Source organism: Vibrio chagasii (assembly GCF_002954585.1).
Taxonomy (GTDB): domain Bacteria; phylum Pseudomonadota; class Gammaproteobacteria; order Enterobacterales; family Vibrionaceae; genus Vibrio; species Vibrio chagasii_A.
This window is the reverse complement of the sequence record NZ_MSCI01000002.1, coordinates 27,322-48,532: the sequence shown is the minus strand read 5'-3', so window position 1 is coordinate 48,532 and position 21,211 is coordinate 27,322. Positions and strand designations below refer to the sequence as shown.

General features: G+C 44.6%; 18 protein-coding genes. All 18 read right to left on the bottom strand.

The genetic code is table 11. From position 1 onward, the window contains the following. Window positions 1–25 precede the first annotated feature (25 nt). Entirely contained in the window at window positions 26–3,898 is a 3,873-nt protein-coding gene (locus tag BTO10_RS08385; protein ID WP_105024285.1) for a YhdP family protein, read from the bottom strand. A 10-nt stretch (window positions 3,899–3,908) separates the two neighbouring features. After that, window positions 3,909–5,378, bottom strand: a complete 1,470-nt coding sequence (rng, locus tag BTO10_RS08380; RefSeq protein ID WP_105024284.1) for a ribonuclease G — start codon at window positions 5,376–5,378, stop codon at window positions 3,909–3,911. A 20-nt stretch (window positions 5,379–5,398) separates the two neighbouring features. After that, window positions 5,399–6,001: a Maf family protein gene (locus BTO10_RS08375; RefSeq protein ID WP_105024283.1), complete on the bottom strand. Its 603-nt coding sequence runs from the start codon at window positions 5,999–6,001 to the stop codon at window positions 5,399–5,401. Window positions 6,002–6,008: 7 nt separating this feature from the next. Continuing rightward, window positions 6,009–6,497, bottom strand: coding sequence for a rod shape-determining protein MreD (mreD, locus tag BTO10_RS08370; RefSeq protein ID WP_032498535.1), 489 nt, complete (start codon window positions 6,495–6,497; stop codon window positions 6,009–6,011). Then, window positions 6,487–7,374, bottom strand: a complete 888-nt coding sequence (gene mreC / locus BTO10_RS08365; RefSeq protein WP_004740842.1) for a rod shape-determining protein MreC — start codon at window positions 7,372–7,374, stop codon at window positions 6,487–6,489. The genes mreD and mreC overlap by 11 nt, the downstream gene beginning before the upstream one ends. A 94-nt stretch (window positions 7,375–7,468) precedes the next feature. Then, the gene (locus BTO10_RS08360; RefSeq protein WP_004740843.1) at window positions 7,469–8,512 is read right to left on the bottom strand and encodes a rod shape-determining protein; all 1,044 of its coding nucleotides are present in this window, start codon (window positions 8,510–8,512) and stop codon (window positions 7,469–7,471) included. Between the two features lie 150 nt (window positions 8,513–8,662). Then, window positions 8,663–12,454 carry a DUF6701 domain-containing protein gene (locus BTO10_RS08355; RefSeq protein WP_105024282.1) on the bottom strand — a complete coding sequence of 1,264 codons (3,792 nt, stop codon included), beginning with the start codon at window positions 12,452–12,454 and terminating at the stop codon, window positions 8,663–8,665. After that, a complete protein-coding gene (locus BTO10_RS08350; protein ID WP_105024281.1) occupies window positions 12,447–12,899 on the bottom strand; it encodes an MSHA biogenesis protein MshP in 453 nt (150 codons plus the stop codon). The genes BTO10_RS08355 and BTO10_RS08350 overlap by 8 nt, the downstream gene beginning before the upstream one ends. Next, window positions 12,889–13,611 carry a PilW family protein gene (locus tag BTO10_RS08345; protein WP_105024280.1) on the bottom strand — a complete coding sequence of 241 codons (723 nt, stop codon included), beginning with the start codon at window positions 13,609–13,611 and terminating at the stop codon, window positions 12,889–12,891. The genes BTO10_RS08350 and BTO10_RS08345 overlap by 11 nt, the downstream gene beginning before the upstream one ends. After that, window positions 13,611–13,973: a type IV pilus modification PilV family protein gene (locus BTO10_RS08340; RefSeq protein WP_105024279.1), complete on the bottom strand. Its 363-nt coding sequence runs from the start codon at window positions 13,971–13,973 to the stop codon at window positions 13,611–13,613. The genes BTO10_RS08345 and BTO10_RS08340 overlap by 1 nt, the downstream gene beginning before the upstream one ends. Then, entirely contained in the window at window positions 13,970–14,467 is a 498-nt protein-coding gene (locus tag BTO10_RS08335; RefSeq protein WP_105024278.1) for a type II secretion system protein, read from the bottom strand. The genes BTO10_RS08340 and BTO10_RS08335 overlap by 4 nt, the downstream gene beginning before the upstream one ends. A 122-nt stretch (window positions 14,468–14,589) precedes the next feature. After that, the gene (locus BTO10_RS08330; RefSeq protein ID WP_105024277.1) at window positions 14,590–15,081 is read right to left on the bottom strand and encodes a type II secretion system protein; all 492 of its coding nucleotides are present in this window, start codon (window positions 15,079–15,081) and stop codon (window positions 14,590–14,592) included. Between the two features lie 35 nt (window positions 15,082–15,116). Further along, window positions 15,117–15,692 (bottom strand): prepilin-type N-terminal cleavage/methylation domain-containing protein, encoded by a 576-nt coding sequence (locus tag BTO10_RS08325; protein ID WP_105024276.1) that lies wholly within the window; start codon window positions 15,690–15,692, stop codon window positions 15,117–15,119. 77 nt (window positions 15,693–15,769) lie between these two features. Further along, on the bottom strand, window positions 15,770–16,225 hold the full coding sequence (locus tag BTO10_RS08320; protein ID WP_105024275.1) for an MSHA biogenesis protein MshF: 456 nt from the start codon (window positions 16,223–16,225) through the stop codon (window positions 15,770–15,772). Between the two features lie 3 nt (window positions 16,226–16,228). Next, window positions 16,229–17,452, bottom strand: a complete 1,224-nt coding sequence (locus BTO10_RS08315; protein WP_105024274.1) for a type II secretion system F family protein — start codon at window positions 17,450–17,452, stop codon at window positions 16,229–16,231. Between the two features lie 12 nt (window positions 17,453–17,464). Then, window positions 17,465–19,189, bottom strand: a complete 1,725-nt coding sequence (locus BTO10_RS08310; protein ID WP_105024273.1) for a GspE/PulE family protein — start codon at window positions 19,187–19,189, stop codon at window positions 17,465–17,467. Further along, window positions 19,179–20,324, bottom strand: a complete 1,146-nt coding sequence (locus BTO10_RS08305; protein WP_105024272.1) for a tetratricopeptide repeat protein — start codon at window positions 20,322–20,324, stop codon at window positions 19,179–19,181. The genes BTO10_RS08310 and BTO10_RS08305 overlap by 11 nt, the downstream gene beginning before the upstream one ends. 2 nt (window positions 20,325–20,326) lie before the next feature. Further along, entirely contained in the window at window positions 20,327–21,166 is an 840-nt protein-coding gene (locus BTO10_RS08300; RefSeq protein WP_105024271.1) for an ExeA family protein, read from the bottom strand. Window positions 21,167–21,211: the final 45 nt, after the last annotated feature.

Genomic DNA, 21,211 nt, shown 5'->3' with positions numbered 1-21,211 from the left:
TTTATCTGTATATTAGGGCTTACTTTTACTCAGCCAACTTTCTTAGATTTTCTGGAAGTTGGAACTCACCAGAGCTACGAGAAAGCTCACTTACCGTTGGTGAATCCAGAGGACCTTTCACCGAGTAATTAACCTGAGTAAAGACCTCAACAACCGGTGAAATAACCGTAGTTACCGCCAACACATACAACGCTGTTTGAGGTGTTACCGCAAACGCTGTTAGCACTGGAATACCCGATGTGATATCTGGCGTAAAGTTTACTTCTGCATCTACCTGACGAGTATTTAGGTTAGCAATACCTTTGATCTTCATCTCACCCGCCACGGCATCCATGTTCAGGTCGTTGGTCAGGAAGATACCATTTTGCATCTTGCCCGTGCCTGTAATGCTGTTAAATGCCATGCCTTTATCAAACACATCAGAGAAATCGAGCTGCATCTTACGAATGATCGAATCTAAACTGAACAAACCAAGCAAGCGAGCTGCCCCGCTCACATCTGAGATAATACCTTTACCAAACTTGGTTTTTACGTCGCCATCTAGAGTATCCATCTTGATACCCCAAGGTGAGCCGTCCCAGTCAAGTTGAGCTTCTAGCTCAAATGGTGCTTTTTGAATCCCCGAGGTGATGCCAAAGCGCTCCATCAACTCACTGTTATTTTCACCTTCCACATCAACTTTCAGCGAAGAGTGACTCTTGTCGCCATTCAATTCCCACCAGCCACTGACATCCGCTTTGTTGCCACCGCTGCGTACCTGAATTTTCTTCCACGCAAGGCGGTTTTCTTCTCTCGCTAGTTCAACATCTACCTTGCCAACTTTATAGCCTTGTAGCCAGAAGTCGTTCAGGGTTAGCTTGAGATTCGGCATCACATCATGAACCTTTCGATCCAATTCAGAGATCAACGGTGCTTCTTGCTCTTTGCGTTGCAGCAATGGCTCTTGCTTTGATTTGTCGCTCCATTCTGGAACAAACAGATGTAGGCGATCCAACGACACAGTTAAATCATAAGGGGGCAGATAATTAATATCCCCCTCTAACTCTTGGCTCGATACTTCCATTTGCCAAGCTTGTTTATTCTTGCGTGCACTAAAATCTACATCATTCCAAGAAATACCACCAAGAGTCAGCTCTTTACTTTCAAAAGTCACACGACTTGGAGCAGGAATTGTTGGTGTGTTCATTTGGCTTAAAACAGCAGTTGATGGCTGTACTGGCTCCATGATCACCGAAAGCCAATCATCAGCATTAAACTTATCAGTACGAATCAATGCATGGTGCCCAACCACAGGGCTAATCTTATAGCCGCCTCGACCTAATACTAGGTTGGTCGCGGTTAGTTCAGGCACATCACCTGTGATATCAATTTCAGCTTGGTACTTGGTATTCGGCAACTGCAAACGCGCAGTAATCGCTTCTTGGTTACCTGATGCTTGTAGCCTTGCTGAACCACTCTCTAATGACTTCTTGGCCAATGGATACGGGTAATCACTCGCGAGATATTTTAGGTCAGACTGTAAATCCAATTGGTAAGTAAAGCCGATGTCATTCAATTGGATATCAATCTGGCTTTGCCATTGCGCATGACCAGACAGACGACTCAGCCATTGCTCACCAATGTAAGGCTCTAAAGGCTTCACATCCCAGTCGCCTAGCACATCGATATCAACAGCATAGCCAGGACCATCATTCTGTCCTTTAAAATCAATAGAGATGCCTTGTTTAAGCAAGTCTGCGGCTAAACCATTCGCTGTCACCACATCATTATCAAACTCAATCCGACCTGTGGTGTTTTCCAACACCATCGGTGGCGCTTCAATTTCAACATGATTGCCGCTTAGGTCAGCGTAACCCCACGCTCTGGCTTCTTTATCAGAGTCGAATGGGATATTAAGCTGGAATTCAGAAGAGACATCACCGCTCACTTGAAGTGCGGTTAACGCAGCGCCCACCGAGTCAACCAGTGGCGAAGCTGTCATGTAATCACGCACCGCATTGCCTGACGCGGTGGCCTTAGCTTCTATCTCGATATGGCCGCCTTCACCCAAGTAAGGAATACGACCTGTGATTCGATCGGCAGTCACATCCATTAGTTGTGCAGAGCGAGAATCGAGATACATCGCATCATTCTCAAAAAACAGATCAAGTTGTAGGTCTGTGATCAATGGCCATGCGGTATCAAAGCTAAATTTAGCGTCCTCTAATCGAGCCCAAACTTGAAAAATACCATCGTGATTGGTGTACGGATAGTTATCCAATTGACCGTGCCACAGCAACTTCACCGTATCAGCCTTACCCGCCTGAATCGCGGTGGAAAGGTAATCCGTCAACTCTTGACCAAGTGCTAAGGCCGGTAGATAACGCCATGTTTCACCGACGTTATAAGCATCTACTTCACCGTAAAATGATAAGAAAGGGCTTGAATCTTTAGGGAAATCTAAGCGAAATGCACCCAGCACCTGTAAATCTGGCGTGGCTGCCGTGACTTTATCAGACCAAAGCTTCCAGCCGTTCTCATCTTGCTGCCACACAATGTCAACCTGACCTTGTTTGATGTTTAAAGGTGCTTGGAAAACATCGCCATACGTGAATACATCGTCAATAATATATAAACTGGCTTTTGCTTCTGTCATAGAGCCGAACACGCTACCAGAGACTTGGCTAAAGCCCGGTACTAAATCCCACTGCTCGATCGCAAAATCAGAAAAACTAGCCGAGTAACGTAAGCTCTCAATACCAGACTCCATCGATAGACGAATATCAGACACCGTACCGCCCGGAGACAGCACATTTATCATCTTGGTTGAATCTTCTGAGTCTGGCAGCAGCTTAATCAGTGGTGTGATGGTCGAAATATCAAGCTCAGAGACGTTAAGCAGCCAAGGACCTTGTTGCCATTTAAATGCTACATCGAGTTCAGGCCAAGGCGTGTCATCGGTTCTCAAGTTAAGTGAGTGACCATTCACTTGCCAACCATCATCGATTGGAGATAACTTAAAAACGCCTGATTCAAGCATCAAGTCATGCTTACCATCTTCGTTCCAGGTCAATTCTGAAGGCAGCACTTCAACATAGGCGCTGACTGGCTTGCTATTCCGTAGCGTAAGCCAGCTATTTAAGCTTATGGTCCCCTTTTCAATGCCAGACTCAGCCTGTATGTAACGGGTTAACCAAGGTTTAATCGAGATTTTATCTGCGCTGACATAAAACTCACCCGTAACATCCGTCAGTGAGCCACCATCAATAAAGTTAGCACTTACTGACAAAGAATTGAGGTTAGCATCTTTTATACTTACTACGCCTTCTGCCAGGTGGTGTTTACCTGAGTTCTGCCACTTTAAAGTTTCGATATCAAGCTGACGCTCTTCATCAGAGACAGAACGATAAAAGATGGTAGAATCTTTCGCGGTGAAATCGACCAGTGTTTTTAGCAGTAGGTTATCCAGCTCTTTCATTACTCGCTTAGAGGAGCCAGAATCTTTAGGTTTATCTGTCTCGTTTTGCCCAGCAAATAGGTCAATAGATCGGATATCAAGATACATCTGGTTCATAACCAGATCAGCCACAACGGGACGCATTTGAACGAGCGATTGAATCAAGTCGAACTCGACTTCGACACGTTCAACAGAGAAGGTCACATCTTCAACATTAGGAAGGTTGGCTTTTACACCTTGCAGTGCAATGGAAGGGTGTGTGTTACGCCAGAAACCACCCACGTCTTGAATAGAAAACTCAAAACCAGAATGTTGATTTACCCAAAGCTCAATTTCAGATTGATACTTATTTAAATTGGGTAAGGCTACACGCAGTGTAGTGACAGCAATGGCTAGCGCTACTAAGAGAGTAACCACTAACCATAAGCATGCACGTAGAATCAGAGTAACGCTTGAGCTCACAAAATTTCCATTACATCATAACAACATCAAACTGCTCTTGTATGTACAGAGGCTCAGCCTGGATTTTAACTTGTTTACCAATAAACACTTCAAGCTCAGCAAGCGCATGAGACTCATCGCCTTCTAGCGCTTCAGCAACCGCTGCAGCAGCATAAACCACAAACTTGTCAGCGTCATAGGCACGGTTGACACGAGTGACCTCTCGAAGTATCTCATAACAAACGGTTTCAACTGTCTTCACACTGCCACGACCTTCACAAGTAGGGCAACTCGAACACAAAATATGCTCAATGCTTTCACGCGTGCGCTTACGCGTCATCTCTACTAAACCAAGCTGTGTGAAGCCATTGATGTTGGTCTTGACACGATCTTTGTCTAACGCACTCTCTAAAGAAGTGAGTACTCGCTTACGATGGTCTTCCGATAGCATATCAATAAAGTCGATAATGATGATGCCACCTAAATTACGCAAACGCAGTTGACGAGCAATCGCTTGTGTCGCCTCTACATTGGTGTTGAAAATCGTCTCTTCTAGGTTACGACGACCAACAAACGCGCCAGTGTTAATATCAACCGTAGTCATTGCTTCCGTTTGGTCGATGATCAGATAGCCACCAGACTTGAGCTCGACTTTACGATCCAGAGAGCGCTGAATTTCGTTCTCAGTGTCGTACATATCAAAGATAGGCTTATCACCTTCATACAGCTCAAGCTTATCAGTCAGCTCTGGCACGTATTCAGAAGTAAACTCTTTAAGGTTTTCATACTCAAGGCGAGAATCGACCTGAATCTTGCTCAGTTCCGTTCCCACAAAATCACGCAAGATACGCTGACTTAAACACAACTCACCGTACAAACGAGTACGTGCTTTATGCTTGCCACGACGTTCCAATACCTTTAGCCATAAGCGCTTCAAGAATGCCGCATCTTGTGCCAGCTCGTTCGAATCAGCGCCTTCTGCAGCAGTACGGATAATAAAGCCACCATGCTCATCACAGTAATGAGAGACGACCTTCTTGAGACGATTACGCTCGGATTCGCTATCGATACGTTGAGAAACACCAACGTGACTCGCTCCCGGCATAAACACGAGGTAACGAGATGGCAGAGTGATATCAGTGGTTAGGCGGGCACCCTTGGTACCAAGCGGGTCTTTTACGACTTGAACCACAATGTCTTGCCCTTGACGAACAAGCTCTGAAATATCGCGAACCTGAAATTGCTTCTTTTCATTTTCAGCGACACATTCAGTGTGTGGGACAATATCAGAGGCGTGTAGAAAAGCTGCTTTCTCAAGACCGATATCCACAAACGCAGCCTGCATTCCCGGAAGAACACGACTAACGCGACCTTTATAGATATTTCCTACGATTCCGCGTCGAGCGTCTCGTTCGATGTGGATCTCTTGAAGAGTTCCCCCTTCAATCATGGCCACGCGAGTTTCACTCGGGGTCACGTTCAGCAACAATTCAGCACTCATGGTGCACCTCAGATTAGTAATTATAAGAATTCTTGCAGTAGCTGGTCCGTTTCAAATAAAGGTAAGCCGACAACGGCGTAATAACTACCTTCGATTCGGGTGACAAAACGCCCACCCAAACCTTGGATCCCATAGCTACCGGCTTTATCGCATGGCTCCCCTGTTTGCCAGTATTGTTCTATTTCTTTTTCACTGAGGGGTTTAAACCATACGTCGGTAATAACGATTTCTGTTTTTTGTTTTTCTTTTGAAACCACTGAAACAGCCGTCATCACTTGGTGACGTCTATTCGCTAACTGAGTCAGCATACGCTTAGAGTCAGAAAAATCAGCGGGTTTCTCGAGCACTTGCCCTTGGCTTACCACTACAGTGTCAGAGCCAAGCACTACAGTATCAGAACCAGAAGCTACATGCTGCTTTTCAGAAGGATTCGTTGTTAATAAAGACAGCGCAGCTAGAGCTTTATCTAAAGATAGTCGCTTAACGTACTCTTCGGCGGTTTCTTGAGTGTGTTTACACTCTTCAACATCGGTGACTAAGACAGAAAACTCATAACCGAGTTGAGATAGTAATTCTTTACGACGCGGCGAACCGGATGCCAAAACTAAATGTTTCTTTTCCATCGTCTCGTTACCTCACATGCCAATGGCGACGTACGCGTCTCATCAACAAGAACATCCAAGGCCAAAGTATACAGTTTATCAATGCACTCCATAACGATAATGGATTGAAGACAACATCTTGAATCAAATATTCACCGAAAAATATCAGCACTTCAAACAATACAGTTAACGCCGCAATGATCATGGCTTGTTGCCACAGCGCCATATTACGAATGACGAGGAAGTTTAACGCAACAATGTACATCACTATTGCCATCATCATGCCTCGAATACCTAATGTCGAACCAATCAAAAGGTCCCACAAAAGGCCCAGAATCAAAGCGCTGCCTACATTAACACGATGAGGTAAAGCCAGAACCCAGTAACAAGTAACCAGCAGTAACCAAGACGGCCTGAACAGGTCTAAACTACCCGGCCATGGAATGGTTTGCAGAATAAGCGCGATCAATAATGAACAGCCAATTACTGTCTTGCTTCTTAAAACGCTATTGGCCATTTTCATCCTCTAACATTGCTTGCTCTATGTTGGATTGATCGGTCTGTTTCTGTTTGTTTTCGTCAGGCCACACAAGCAGCAGATATCTAAGCTTATCAAACTCAACCACAGGTTCCGCTTTGATTACCGCAAACTCACGTTTCGGATCGTAATCAACCTTAGAAACATAAGCGACTGGGTAACCTTCTGGATAAACACCACCAAGGCCTGACGTTACCAAGAGATCTTCTTCCTGAATGTCAGTACTGGTTGGAATGTGCTCTAGCTGAATTTCATCAATCATGCCATTACCAGAAGCAATCACACGGATATCGTTACGGATAACTTGAACGGGAATCGCATTGTTTGCATCCGTCAGCAGCAAGACTCGGCTATTGTGAGCCGCAACAAACGTCACTTGACCAACAATACCTTTCTCGTTGATCACCGGCTGTCCTTCATACACCCCATCAATCTGACCTTTATCGATCACAACTTGATGACGATATGGAGAGGTATCCACGGCCATAACTTCAGTAACGACTTTCTTTTCATCACGTATAAACGGGGAGCCTAATAGCTTACGAAGGCGCTTATTTTCTTCTTGATATTGCTCAAGCAGAATAAGTTCGCTCTTCAGTCGCAAGACTTCTCGCTTCATCTTATGGTTTGATTCGATCAGCCCTTTACGAGTGCTAAAACGGTCGTATACACCGTCAAACATCGTACGAGGTAGGTTTGCTGCATATTGAATTGGGGCAACCATGCTGTTCAATAGATAGCGGACATTTGAGAAAGCATCTAAACGACTATCAGCCAGCATAAGGCTGGCTGATAAAATTACAGCAAAAAACAGGCGCAATTGTAGAGAGGGACCTCTACCAAAAATTGGCTTCATTCTATATTTGATCCTAGATCTACATTTGATCCTATAGACAAGGTCCTAGGCTCTTTACATAAAACTAGATAATAAAAGAGCCTAACACTAGATATTATTCTTCGCTAAACAGATCGCCGCCGTGCATGTCGATCATCTCTAGGGCTTTACCGCCACCTAGAGCAACACACGTTAGTGGCTCTTCTGCAACAACAACAGGAATGCCTGTCTCTTCTGTTAGCAGACGATCAAGGTCTTTAAGCAGTGCACCACCACCTGTTAGTACCATGCCGTTTTCTGAGATATCAGAAGCAAGCTCTGGTGGACACTGTTCAAGTGCAACCATTACTGCAGATACGATGCCAGATAGAGGCTCTTGAAGTGCTTCAAGGATCTCATTTGAGTTCAGGCTAAAGCTACGAGGCACACCTTCAGCAAGGTTGCGACCACGTACTTCGATCTCTTCTACTTCATCGCCAGGGTAAGCTGAACCGATTTCATGTTTGATCTTCTCTGCCGTCGCTTCACCGATCAAGCTACCGTAGTTACGACGAACGTAGTTGATGATCGCCTCATCAAAACGGTCACCACCGATACGAACAGAAGACGAGTAAACCACACCGTTTAGAGAGATAACCGCAACTTCAGTAGTACCACCACCGATATCAACAACCATTGAACCCGTTGGTTCTGATACGCGCAGGCCAGCACCAATCGCTGCCGCCATTGGCTCATCGATTAGGTAAACTTCACGAGCACCAGCACCCAGCGCAGATTCACGGATAGCACGACGCTCAACTTGCGTTGAACCACAAGGTACACAAACCAAAACGCGAGGACTTGGTTTAAGCACACTGTTGTCATGAACTTGTTTAATGAAGTGCTGAAGCATTTTTTCCGTTACGTAGAAATCAGCAATTACGCCATCTTTCATTGGACGGATCGCTGAGATATTACCAGGCGTACGACCAAGCATTTGCTTAGCAGCGTGGCCAACAGCAGCGACACTTTTTGCAGAACCCACACGATCTTGGCGAATAGCTACAACTGAAGGCTCATCAAGAACAATGCCTTGGCCTTTGACATATATAAGGGTATTGGCAGTACCTAAATCAATCGATAGGTCGTTTGAAAACATGCCACGAAGTTTTTTAAACATACTCTTCGCTCATCCTGCAAGAATTAGAAGACAAAAATTGCACTAAATGTACCAATGCCTTGCTGTCACGGCAAGGCATTGAAGTATAAACATGGACTGAAATCCGTAATTTCTTACAGATTCCTAACTTAACCATCAAAAATTATATTATTACTGACCTGTTAAGCCAGTTTCACCTCGGTAGATCACTCGATCGTTACCACGGTAGATGCCGAATGTGACGACAGTTGAGGGATCTTCATCGCCTAACTGACGCCAATTGTATTGCAACCAAGGTTGATCCTCGTAATCTGTCGAACATGATATCTCATTTTCGCCCGTCTTCTTGCTTGGCTTCGAGTTGCCCATTCTTGACCATAAACGAACTTGCTCGCGCGGTGTATCTTTACCAGCAGGCGTATTTTGATCCGCGGTGACCTCTTCTTCACCACTATCGACGCTGCCACTGCCGTTAAGCGAAGCTAACGTGGTTATCGCCCCGTCACTGTGCCAAATCACTTGTTTACAAGCTTTTGAACCATCAAAGGCGCTGCGATTATCATCATCGTTGACGACAAATTCGCTGCCATCCCAGAACTCAGCTCGCAATGGAATAGTTAAGGTAATGCCTGAGTTGCCACCAATATCATCTAGGGCCATTCGACCATATCGAGCAGGAGGTTGAACCAGAAACTCTGCAGAGTCTGTCAAAGTATCAGAATCAGTAAATGACACGGGATCAACGCCATCTACCGTCAAACCAAAATGTGTGACTGAAGAGTTAGCATCTGATGTATTAAAAGGATTATCCTTGCGGCTAATCCCATCAGTACCCGTAACTCGCTCAAGAATAGCGGCACCATCGTTCAACAACCAATGCTTGCGATCTGTAGACCAAGCCCCAGCATCGGTATCTAGTAAGAACCTATTATCGACGGCTGTGTCATCTAGAACCCCAAATTTCGCCTGTAAGTCTGGATGGAAGAAGCGATAATTGTTGAGCGCGTTGCCGACACTGCTTTCACCAGATGCCATTGGATACACTTGATGAACGCTTGAGTCATAAGGCTGACCTAAATAAGCAATGTCGTTTTGGTTAGCGACATTCCATTCAGGATTCTCTTGCAGGAAGTACTTCGGATAGAAGCGGCCAATGGCTAAGCGGCCATCCTCAATCTTAAATGCCTGACTGCCCAAATACACTGACTTACCAATGTCCCCACTACCAAATTGGCGTGCAATCGGAGCTTGGACAGTCAACTCAAAAGCACCCACTTCTGATACGGCCTGAGGTACTTTAATCTCTCCCTCCTTCCAAACAGCTCCTTCCGGAAGTGTCGTATTTAACAACTGTCCATCAACGCCTTGCACAGGGTATAAAACATGGTTACCCATCAACAGGTCACTTTCTTGGTAATTTCTCGCAACTGAATTATCGTATTGATAAGCAACTACCGTTGTTTCAAACACCTCCCCTGCCGCGACAAATCCTCTAGAGCACTGCTCAGTTGTATCCGAGCAATCTCCCTTGGTTCCCGCATGATTGTAAGCACTTAATCTGAGGCCAGCAGGAAAACTTACAAAACTCTTAAAGCCTGAAGAATCATCAATATCAGCCACACGTGCTTTAAGTTTAATTTTCCCTACTTCAGCGTATCTTATTTTAAACGCAGCGCTTCCTTTGTTATCAAAATACACATCCTTTAGCTTTGTATTACTCGTATTCAACTCGAAAGGTTGGCTCCAAAATAGCTCTCCACTCTTGCGTTTTTTCTGATAGATAAACGAAACAGGTTTTGAACGATCAACAGGTGCTACTTCATACTCGATCGACATATTAACGTCTCTTGAGAGCCCTTCTTGACTGGTGTTTTGACTACAAAATGACAAATAATTATCACCAGGGCTCTGTTTGCTCGCCACAATATCCTTAACTTTTACAGCTAGAACATGACTTGAGAAAGTGACTTCACAATTGGCAACAGATAACGGTCCTCCGTTAATACGGCATCGTGCTTCATCAAAACCAGATTGAGGGATTGAACTTTTGGCAATACCCAATTTGACTTTACCAGCTCGCTCTCCTTTCAATTTAAGACGAACTTCATTATCGAATCTAACTGATGTTCCTCCTTCCCAGTTTGCGACATCACTCCCTTGCGCAGGCAACAAGTCAACCGAAAGAGCAGGCAGAGAACCATCGTTATATGCATCTCGAGGATACAACTTAGAGCAACTCTCATTTAAACAAGCCCTCAAAGTAATATCTGAGCTTTGGCAGGTACTGCCCGACCCCGCGTAGTCAAACTCAAAATGATGGATACCTTCTGTGATTTTTTGGTGCTTGTCGGCACAGACTTGAAAGTTGTCGAGATCATGGACATTGGTCAACGACCCAGTTGAAGCCGTAATAGATACACGAAAGTTTTCCGGTATGACGGATTGACCATAACGCTGCATTACATCGAATCGAGGGATCACTGTTTGCCAGAGGTTAGTATCTCCAACCATGCGCTTTACTGTCACGAACACTTTCCCAGAGTCTCGGGAATCAATGATCATTTTATAGCGATGTGCTTGCCCTTTACGCCCATCTAAATTGCCCAGGCTATGATTACCTTTTATATAACGATACCCAACGACCCAATTACCAGCGGCATCCTGTCGCCCAGAACCTCGTAGCGCGACATTATTGGGGGTAAAACCAGGACCTATATCGGTTCCACCCGAGCGAGCATAGTTACCATACTCATCAATACCCAAGCCAAGCCACCCCCCAGCAAAGCCCTGAATCCCGGGTTTGAGCCCGTAACCCAAAGGGCCGCCAAAAGCCCCCGTTTGCGGTGGAACACTCGCATCAGAAAGTACCAACGCTAGGCCATCGGCACCGCTACCAGAGTGAGCATAATGATCAAATTCCACTTCCAAATAGTTATCGTCTGATGGAAACAGATAGTTATAAACAGCGGCCGTAGCTTGATCGTACCTCAATGAATTCATTCTAAAGCGACCATTTTCCACATGCGGTTTGATGCTATTTTTATAAGCAACGATCGACCAATTGTCGGTATTACTCGAGCTGAATGTCTCTTTTGGCAAATATTCACAACGAGCAGGCTGTATTTCTTGGTCTTCAATCACACTCTGATCACTGACGGTCAGCATTTGAGTATTCACCCTGCCACTGATCACAGAGCCATTATTGAGGCTTACATAAGACTTGGCGTATACATACCCTGATATTTTTGACTGTTGCTGAGATGACCAACTGTAATTTAACTCGACACCATTTCGAGAAACCAATATCAGTTGAGCTTTAGAATCTGCATACTCAATCTGTGAGCCATTTAACTGGGCTGTTTTTTTCACATGAATTTTGACATGGCCGTGTATGATGATACGCGAGCCGTCATGCATACCGAGATCTTCAATCCAATGCTCACCATCAAAAAAATGAATTACAGAAGCTTCATAAAGCACTAAGCTTTTTATTTTATGCTCAGAAGTCATGAAAGCAGCATGACACCCCTGAAAACCGGTAAAGAATTTCAAGTCTGGTGAATAAATGTTTTGCGGTGCAGTACAACTAACACTGTCACGACCACTGGCCTTTTGAAAAGGCTTTAATTGCAATGCTGGGTATTGTGTATAACTTATCGAACAAGCTCTACGGCCGCCATATTGATCGTCGCATGAGGTAGAGGGCATATAGTTAAAGCCACGACAGAAATGCAAATCGAGGCCTTTTGTTCCTTTGATGGTGGCATCATTGTAGACAAAAAGCTGACTCGCATTTCTTGATAAACTACACTGTATACCTCTATTCGCATGTCCCTGCACAACATTTGGAAAGTGCTCAATACCGATTTCATCGTAAGCGTACGAAGGTGTAGCCACACCGAATGCCACAACACACAAAAAGAAAAAAATCACTGAGGGAAAGCGAATGAGTATACTAATCACGAAGCCATACCTCTTGAATGCGCTGCACTTGGTTAATACCCGAACCACAGATTACCGAAGACTCTAAAATATAGAAAGTAAAGCCATCAAGCTCTCCCCGATTGGAACACTGTATTCGGTCAAGAGAACAATTCACTGGAGCTGTGTTAACCATAGAGCTTGCTACAGCAAAGATCCCACCTCCAGGCTGCAGGTCATTACTGTTACAAACACTACCAACGGCAGAAGAAGCCGCAGGGTCAGGATCTGGGTAGAACTGAGTCATAACATATTCGTTAACAGAATGGCTTAGCAGCCAAGCTTGCGAGCCCAGTACAACTCGAGTGTTTGAATCGTTATCAGACCAACTCGTCCGACTCAAACTTGTCGCTAAGAAACCAAGCACCACGATAACAAAGATGACAATGACAAGCGCACTACCTTTTTGGGTTGATTTACGGGACATTAATCACCTGTATATCTTGCTCAAACACTGTGGACTCATTATTTTCTGAAAACTCAAGGGTCAACTTAACAACCCCATTCCTCTGAACTTCCGCAGGTTGATAACTCAGAGTACTATTCTCACTCATAACTCGATCGCTTATTGTGACACCATTACGAGTTAGTAAATTGCCATTCGCAAGGCAATACTCAACAAGGTTGTTTGAGTCAAAGATGTAGTGCCTTTTACCTACAGATTCACTGACAAGAGTATTGGCTCCGTTTGGAATAGAAAAGTATGCAGCGGATGCACTTGGAGGAACTACATTATTGAGGGGGTATATATTATTTAGGTTGCTGATATCAGTATGTGGTCTAGTCGGGTTTATAACCAGTGACATAGATTGTAATGAGCTGCTTGTCGCTCCTGTATCACTAACTAAAAAGTTAATATCTGCTCCCGAGGTAGCGTAAAAACCTGAATCAACAATTGGATAAAATGATACGCAACCGCTACTTACAGAAGCAGGAAACAGATTAGGTACAGCATGCCTCACTTCACGCGAAAGCTTTTCCAGTACAAACCTAGCTTCGGTTTGTAGTCGAAAGCGCTCTACTGAGCCAAAATAGCCTCTCATTCCGAGTTCAGTAAAATTCGCGACACCAAGCAAGACAATACTTGAGATGACAATAGCTAAAATCATCTCTATAAGCGTAAACCCTTTCCCTTTCATTAATACTCCCCTTTATAAGCGACTAAAGTGATAGGTGGATTATTGCTTGCGGTAATTGTTAACGTAAATTTCTGCATCGAAGCAGTTGGGGTATCGTTGGCGACAACCAAATCCACATTAAAATTAGTATAAGTGCTGCCAAGTTCAATTGGAGTACCAGAGCTAACCGAGCCGTAATCTCGCGCTAAAAGATCGGTCATAATACTTTGAGCTAATGCTGAAGCTCGGTTGGAATAATTCACTTGCCCTGAAAGTGCGGATTGTGGTGCAAGAAAAGTAGAAAATGCGAGCATTGCAAACCCAAGTAGCACAATAACAATGATCGACTCGATAAGCGTAAAGCCATTATTTACGTACTTCATGGGCATACCTGATTACTTGGATAAACAAAACCTTGAGAATTGATACAAACCCAAGCCCTGTCTGAACTATTTCTTGGTGAAATGGTAATTTGAACGCCAGCTGAAGCGGCACTCTCAGGGTTACCCAATAAGTTGAATTCTATTGGGGAAGAAGTCGTAGAGAGAGGTTGAGATGAAAACGTGTAATCATCACTAGAAATAACATCACTTCTAGTTTCGACTAGATTGTCACAGCCCGATTGAGAGCCAAGGCAACCATTAGCTGCCACCAAACGTAAGCTTTCAGCCCCAGACGCAGACATATCCATATTCGATTGCATTCTATTGAGCTGAATCTGTCGAACAACAGAAGAGACTTGCTCTTGAAGAGCATATAATTCATAAATTTGGCGACCACCAAATCGGCTGATAGCTGTCACAGAGATAATCGCAAGTAAAAGAATCACCACAATTAATTCTACTAGAGTGAAACCTTTGTTTGGCTTTGTATTCATATAAGCCTTAATTGGTTAATTTGACTATCTAGATTATAAATTACTGTATGGAAGGATAAAGTAGCAGTTTAAACATATTAAATACAAAAAAAGACCAGCCGAAGCTGGTCTAGAACAAAAACCTAGTTACCACCACAGCCATCAGCTGCAGTACCTAAATTTACAGTAGTAGTTGCAGCACTTGCCGCTGTTGTACCAGTAGCTTGCGTATAAGTAACGATACATGCCGTTGCGTTAGCATTCGCACCTACAAATGAGTATGTAATACTGGTATTTGCAACACTAGCAGTTACAGCCCAATCTGTAGACAAGCCAACAACTGCTGCACCAATACCATCAGCATCCGCTGTTGGGTAACCAAAAGAAGTTGTAATGCCTTCTACTTCTGGAGCTGGGTTTGCTGTGTACTCTTGAGACTCAACGCCCTCTACAGCAGCTTTGCCATAAACGATACCAGCAGCACTATCAATTGCACCTTTTAGACCTTGAAGTGAAGACTCACGAGCATCATCTTGTAGGTTAAGGAAACGTGGTGCAGCAGTTACAGCAAGAATACCAAGAATAACAATTACCACCACGAGTTCGATTAGGGTGAAACCGCCTTGTCTTTTCATAGTTAAGCTCTCTCTATGTTTAATTTTACGCAGACTTACTGCAAAGTTACGGTCACACGACCAGTTTTAATTTCGTAAACAAATTCATGCTCGGTACTACCTTCTAATTGAACGTAAGTACAGGTTGCATCACCAGAATTTGCTTGCGCTGAATACTTGTAGTTTGAGTCGTTCGCTACATCTGAAACAGAGCCCACTTTCGGTGGGTTTTGCAGCAAGTTTTCCATCAACTCAGAGCATGCTTTATCTGAAATAGTTTGTGGGGCAGTGCCCGATTTATTATTCAGAGTCCATGGGTAGCCATCTCGGAAGCCAGTCTCAAGATTGCTACTGTTCTTCGAACGGGTTAACCAAAAATCAACACCATCGTAATTAACGGTGTTGTACCTTTCGGAACCGATCGTCTCTGAGGGTCTCGCTTGTGCTTCCCACTGTGCTCTCGCCGACAAAACTGCCGTTGCAAAACCACCAGCGACACCTTCAATACTGGATTTTTTGGCTTCATCCGTCACATCGAGAAAACGAGGCAACGCAGCAACCGCCAATAGCCCCACTACAACGATCACGATCACCAACTCAACAAGTGAGAAACCCCTTTGATTTTTAAGCATTTCTACCGACTCGACTTATTATTAATTTGCATTATACATCTACCAATTTCTAACACCAGATAAATACGTCAAATTATCTACAAAGCCAAAATATTGGCTGTAACATTGAATCTTTCGTTCTTAAGCAGGATATCTATATGATATTTATCGCCATAATAATAAACACAATGAAACTGCATGTTATCACTTTGGTCTTCAACCCTTGGCGAGTCTAACCCCAGAATGCTCTTCGGTGGATATAATTGCTCTAGCCAGTAATGACAGTCTACCTTCGAGCCCAGAATCGGCATTACCCACCCGGTGCTGCTGTAACTTTTGGGAGATTCAGAGTCGCTTTGTTGTTCTGCGCCTTTTAACAAATAGTGTTGTTTGAATCGATTTGCTTGCTCAAGGATACGCTTACTCGCCACGATTAATGCCGTATTGGTCGCATCTTCTTCTACTGACTCCCATGCAGAAAGCAGCCCTATAATTAGAAAAAGAATCACCACAGTCCAAATAACAAAACGTGAACGTTGTAGGTTATTTAGCATTCCTTAACCTTTGATTGCATCCAGCATTCCCCACATCGGTAAGAAAATACCGAGAGCAAGAATCAACACCATGCCTGCTACTATGGTCAACAAGATCGGTTCTATTCTTGCGGTCAAGGTTTTCAGGTCATAATCGACTTCTCGATCATAATAGTCAGCCACTTCAAGCAATAACTCATCGATACGACCAGTCTCTTCACCTACCGAGATCATTTGTATCACAAGCGGCGTGAAAATTTCGCTGTTAATCGCCGTCGAAGAAACCGTACTACCCGCTTCGATAGCCGACTTCATGGCTTGTACCCGCAGCTCTAAAAAGCGGTTATCCAAGGCTTCAGCAGATAGTGCTAAAGATTGATTGAGCGGCACACCCGCTTTCAGCATCAACGCAAAGGTACGCGAGAAACGTGACAGTAATGCTCGGTTCACGACCCCGCCGATGACAGGTATCTTTAAGCGAATCCTATCCCACTTCTCTAGGCCTTTATCCGTCTTAACCCAAGCTTTAAATGCAAAGATAAGACCAAAGATCACACCGAGCATGATCCCCCAGTAATTAACAAAGAACTCAGACATGCCAATTAAGATACGAGTCGGCAGTGGCAAATCGACACCAAACCGAGCGAACATACTGGAGAACTGTGGAATAACCTTAATGTTAAGTATGAACATCGCGATCAAAATAAAGCTGATCACGAAGGTTGGGTAGCGCATCGCGGTCTTGATTCGCTTTCGAGTCTCGACTTCTTGTTCGTAGTAACCCGCTAATTGCAGCAAGGCCTGATCAAGGCGACCTGTATTTTCACCAACACCGATCATAGAAACAAACAGTGGACTAAACACCTTAGGGTGCATCTGCATCGATGCCGCTAAACCACGGCCATTGGTTAACTCAGCAACCACCTCTTCAAGCGCGGCCTTCAACTGCTTGTTTTCACAGTTTTGAGTCAGGCCTTTCATCGACCTTAACAATGGAACGCCCGCTTTAGTTAAGCTGTATAACTGACGGCAGAACAGCACCAGGACCTCAAGTGGCACACTCGGTGAGAATAGAGCTGAGGCATCCATATCCAATACGGAGCCGCCACTTTTCCCAAGCTTGATCGAGGTTGGGATTATCCCTTTACTCATCAAACTTTCAGCGGCAAGATCTTCGTTATTCGCGTCTAGTTGGCCACTTACTTGGCTACCATCAGAGCTGCGACCTACATAACGATACGTTGGCATATCACTCTACCCCTACAAATAAATTGGGTCAGTTGATCCAGATGCGTCACCTTCACCAAGGTTCATTATCTCGTCGAGGCTCACTACGCCCTGCAAAGCCAACTCCATCGCAGAGGCTAATAGCGGTTTGTAATTTTCAGACTGTCTTGCGGTTTGAGCAAAACCAACCGCATCGTTAGCTCTCAAAGCATCCATCATGTTGTGTTCAAGCTCCAACATCTCGAATACACCAATACGCCCACGATAACCGGTTAAGTTGCAATTCTGACAACCACGTCCTTTCATGAAAGGAACATCGACCTGATTTGGAAAACGAACACTCAGCCATTGTTTGCGCGCTTCATCCAGTTCGTCATCAACTTTACAGTCGGTACAAACTTTACGAACCAATCGCTGCGCAACTACCGCACGAACCGCACTCGCAACTAAGTAACCGGGCGCCCCCATATCCATCATGCGTAGCGCACTGTCTACCGCATCGTTGGTGTGAAGCGTACTTAGCACTAAGTGACCGGTCAGTGCTGCTCTCAAACCAATCTCAACCGTTTCATGGTCACGCATCTCACCAATAAGAATAATATCGGGATCCTGACGTAAAAAGGTTCTTAAGATAGTAGAGAAATCGAGGTTGATTTTAGGGTTAACCTGAACTTGGTTGATTCTAGGCAGTCGATATTCCACCGGGTCTTCCGCGGTAATGATTTTTTTACCCGGTTCATTCAGTTCACTTAGCGCACCATAAAGAGTGGTTGTTTTACCAGAGCCCGTAGGACCAGTAACTAGAATCATCCCATGCGGGCGGCGTAACTGTTTACGAAGACGAACCAGCAGATCACTTGGGATGCCCGACGCTTCCAGTTTACGTAAACCAGCAGACTGATTAAGCAGACGCATAACCACAGATTCACCATGCTGCACTGGCATCGTCGACATACGAATATCGACAGACTGACCTTTCGCTCGAATATTGAAGCGACCATCTTGAGGAAGACGCTTCTCTGAGATATCGAGGTTTGCCATCAGTTTTAAACGTAATACTAGCGCCGACGCTATATTTACTTCGTTAAGGAGAGTTTCATGTAACACGCCATCAATACGCTGGCGAAGACGCAGTACATTAGAATCAGGTTCAATATGAATATCGGAAGCGCCTACTTGAATCGCATCTTCAAACAGCGAGTTGATCAGCTTAACCACTGTCACTTCGTCACTGTCTTCCTCTGCAATATCAAAGTCAAAGGCTTCATTAACTTGGTGTTCAGCATGGAGCTGCTCAGCGAATGAGGCGATCTCTTTGGTTCTACGGTAGTAGCGATCAAACCCATCAACAAGTTGTCTTTCTGGTGCAACAACAAATTCGAGTGCGTAATCACCCAATTGACCAAGCAGTGATTCCTGAGCAAAAAGATCCGCAGGATCACTCATCGCCACACGCAGCGTGTCACCTTGACGACCAATAACCAATGCACGAAGGCGGCGGGCATGTACTTCAGGTAAAAGCTGAACCGCTTCAACATCAACGTTCGCTCGACTTAGATCGATAAGAGGAATAGCAAGCTGTTGCGACAAAAAGCTCAGCATTTGCTGCTCAGACAAGAAGCCAAGTTCGATCAAAGTATCACCAAGCTTACGACCAGTACTCTTTTGAGAGGCAAGTGCTTGATCAACATGGGCCTCGGTGATGATGCCTTCTTCAACAAGCAAATCACCAAGCCTTTTTCTTAATCTAATCTGCATGGCTGCTCTCCTCTAAAGCACTGATTATTTTCAATCGGTCACGCACAAAGCTTTGTGATTGAGATGAGATACCGACTCGAGTTAACGCACCTTGATATGATTGTTTTGCTGCAGCGAAATCCAACTGCCGCTCTTGCTGTATCGCTAAACCTAGCCACCAGCGAGCGTTCTCAGAATCGATTTCGACTAGCTTTTGGTAACTCTCCAGAGCAATCTCTTCTTGCTGTGATTTTTGGCTCAACGCAGCACGCATTGCTAAGTATTCTTGGGTTGGGTACGGGGGCATGTGTATCAGAGGGCTTAACGCTGCCTCTGCTTGGTCCGCTTTAACTAACAGTTTTGACAAGCCCAAACGTAGCTTTTCACTATTGACGTTAAGCTTAATACCCGACTGAAAAAGCTCGTAAGCTTTACGAGTATCACCCTTGCCGAAATAGAGAATTGCGAGCTTTTGACGAACATCCTCATTTCTTGGCGTATAACGCAGTGCTTCGCTGTACCCGTTCAATGTACCTGTAAGATCATTGGCATCGAGCGCTTTCTGAGCTCGCCCTTGAGCATTTACAGAAAGTTGCTCTGGGGTCAGTTCGACTTGTTCAATCAGTATTGCACTGTTTTCTATGTCTTTAGGCTCATCAGAAATAGGATCAGAGCTGCTTTTCGCAACACTCGCAATCAAAGTCGGCTCAGGAACTTTTGTCGTATTTACTTTTGTTGTTGCTATAGGTTTAGCTTGTACCTGCGGTTTTGTTATTAGTGGCGTTTTAACCACTGAATCCACAACTTGCGCCTGATTTCGAGAGCTTGTTTCTGGGCTTACTTGAGTTAGATAGGAAGAATCGACTGCCGCTAACTTCTTCGTTGGCGATGACGGAGCTCGAGTAACAATGGCAGGCACGCCTGGCGAGCTGCCTACAACAGAAACCTGAACTTGTCTCTCTCGAGTAGAAATTGAGTTATCAACCGTTGGCCCCTGTGATATCGCCCAACCACCCATGGCCAAACTTAAGGTAAACCCACCCGCAACCCATACTAATGGCGAGCGCGTTTTAACTTTAGGCACGACAGCCGCTTCTATCGATGTTGTTGATTCTTTCTTGGCCAATTCAGACAAGGCGTTATTAATAGCGCTCATAGTTAATTCCAACCCCACAGTATTGGCTTTTTAAATTTAGGCTTACATACATCGTATGTTTCGTGCATAGCAGCAAATAGATGTTGGTTTTCAACCGTTTTTTTATCTTCGCTAAATGAAAGTAATAAGGCTTTATGACACAACTGATTAATCAACCTTGGAACCCCTAGAGAAGAGCGCCAGATTGCTTTTTTATGATTCAAACTAAATAGATTTTGATTGCCACCCGATTTAGCTATTCGGTTATCGATATAAGCCACCGCTTCGTCAAGGTTAAGCGGTCTTAGTGTTGAGCCAAACGTGATTCTTTGACGAAACTGCCTAAGATGATAGGCTTCTAAGCGGGTATCCAATTCAGGCTGTCCGAGTAACACTATCTGTAATAATTTCTTGTCTTCAGTTTCCAGATTGCCGAACAGTCTCAATGTCTCTAGTGCTTCGTCAGAGAGAGCTTGAGCTTCATCAAGTATCGCGACGACTCTTAGCCCCGAGCTGTGTAACTCAATCAATTTATGCTGAATGCTATCGGCTAAGGTCGCTTCGTTTTCAACCACAACATCAAGCTCTTTCGCAACAGCATGACGCAAGTCGGTTCCGGACAAAACTGGGTTTGGCAAGTAAATTAATGCGGTACAGTCTTTTAGGTGATTGACCAACATCCGGCAAACCATAGTCTTACCGGTGCCCACTTCTCCGGTCACCTTGATGACCCCCTCCCCCATCTCTAATGCCGAAATAACCGTTTGAATTGCCTCAAAATGCGGGGCTAATCCGTAAAACAAATCGGTATTCGGCGTTAAAGTAAATGGTAGCTGTTCAAAACCAAAATGAGTTTGATACATAGGTTCGCCCAGCTTAGTATAGCGCTGCCAGCTTACAAAGTGCGC

Excerpts from the sequence above, each read along its gene's own strand:
- rng (WP_105024284.1), bottom strand. The coding sequence starts at position 5,378 with ATGAGTGCTGAATTGTTGCTGAACGTGACCCCGAGTGAAACTCGCGTG.
- BTO10_RS08375 (WP_105024283.1), bottom strand. The coding sequence starts at position 6,001 with ATGGAAAAGAAACATTTAGTTTTGGCATCCGGTTCGCCGCGTCGTAAA.
- mreD (WP_032498535.1), bottom strand. The coding sequence starts at position 6,497 with ATGGCCAATAGCGTTTTAAGAAGCAAGACAGTAATTGGCTGTTCATTA.
- mreC (WP_004740842.1), bottom strand. The coding sequence starts at position 7,374 with ATGAAGCCAATTTTTGGTAGAGGTCCCTCTCTACAATTGCGCCTGTTT.
- BTO10_RS08360 (WP_004740843.1), bottom strand. The coding sequence starts at position 8,512 with ATGTTTAAAAAACTTCGTGGCATGTTTTCAAACGACCTATCGATTGAT.
- BTO10_RS08350 (WP_105024281.1), bottom strand. The coding sequence starts at position 12,899 with ATGTCCCGTAAATCAACCCAAAAAGGTAGTGCGCTTGTCATTGTCATC.
- BTO10_RS08345 (WP_105024280.1), bottom strand. The coding sequence starts at position 13,611 with ATGAAAGGGAAAGGGTTTACGCTTATAGAGATGATTTTAGCTATTGTC.
- BTO10_RS08340 (WP_105024279.1), bottom strand. The coding sequence starts at position 13,973 with ATGAAGTACGTAAATAATGGCTTTACGCTTATCGAGTCGATCATTGTT.
- BTO10_RS08335 (WP_105024278.1), bottom strand. The coding sequence starts at position 14,467 with ATGAATACAAAGCCAAACAAAGGTTTCACTCTAGTAGAATTAATTGTG.
- BTO10_RS08330 (WP_105024277.1), bottom strand. The coding sequence starts at position 15,081 with ATGAAAAGACAAGGCGGTTTCACCCTAATCGAACTCGTGGTGGTAATT.
- BTO10_RS08325 (WP_105024276.1), bottom strand. The coding sequence starts at position 15,692 with ATGCTTAAAAATCAAAGGGGTTTCTCACTTGTTGAGTTGGTGATCGTG.
- BTO10_RS08320 (WP_105024275.1), bottom strand. The coding sequence starts at position 16,225 with ATGCTAAATAACCTACAACGTTCACGTTTTGTTATTTGGACTGTGGTG.
- BTO10_RS08315 (WP_105024274.1), bottom strand. The coding sequence starts at position 17,452 with ATGCCAACGTATCGTTATGTAGGTCGCAGCTCTGATGGTAGCCAAGTA.
- BTO10_RS08310 (WP_105024273.1), bottom strand. The coding sequence starts at position 19,189 with ATGCAGATTAGATTAAGAAAAAGGCTTGGTGATTTGCTTGTTGAAGAA.
- BTO10_RS08305 (WP_105024272.1), bottom strand. The coding sequence starts at position 20,324 with ATGAGCGCTATTAATAACGCCTTGTCTGAATTGGCCAAGAAAGAATCA.
- BTO10_RS08300 (WP_105024271.1), bottom strand. The coding sequence starts at position 21,166 with ATGTATCAAACTCATTTTGGTTTTGAACAGCTACCATTTACTTTAACG.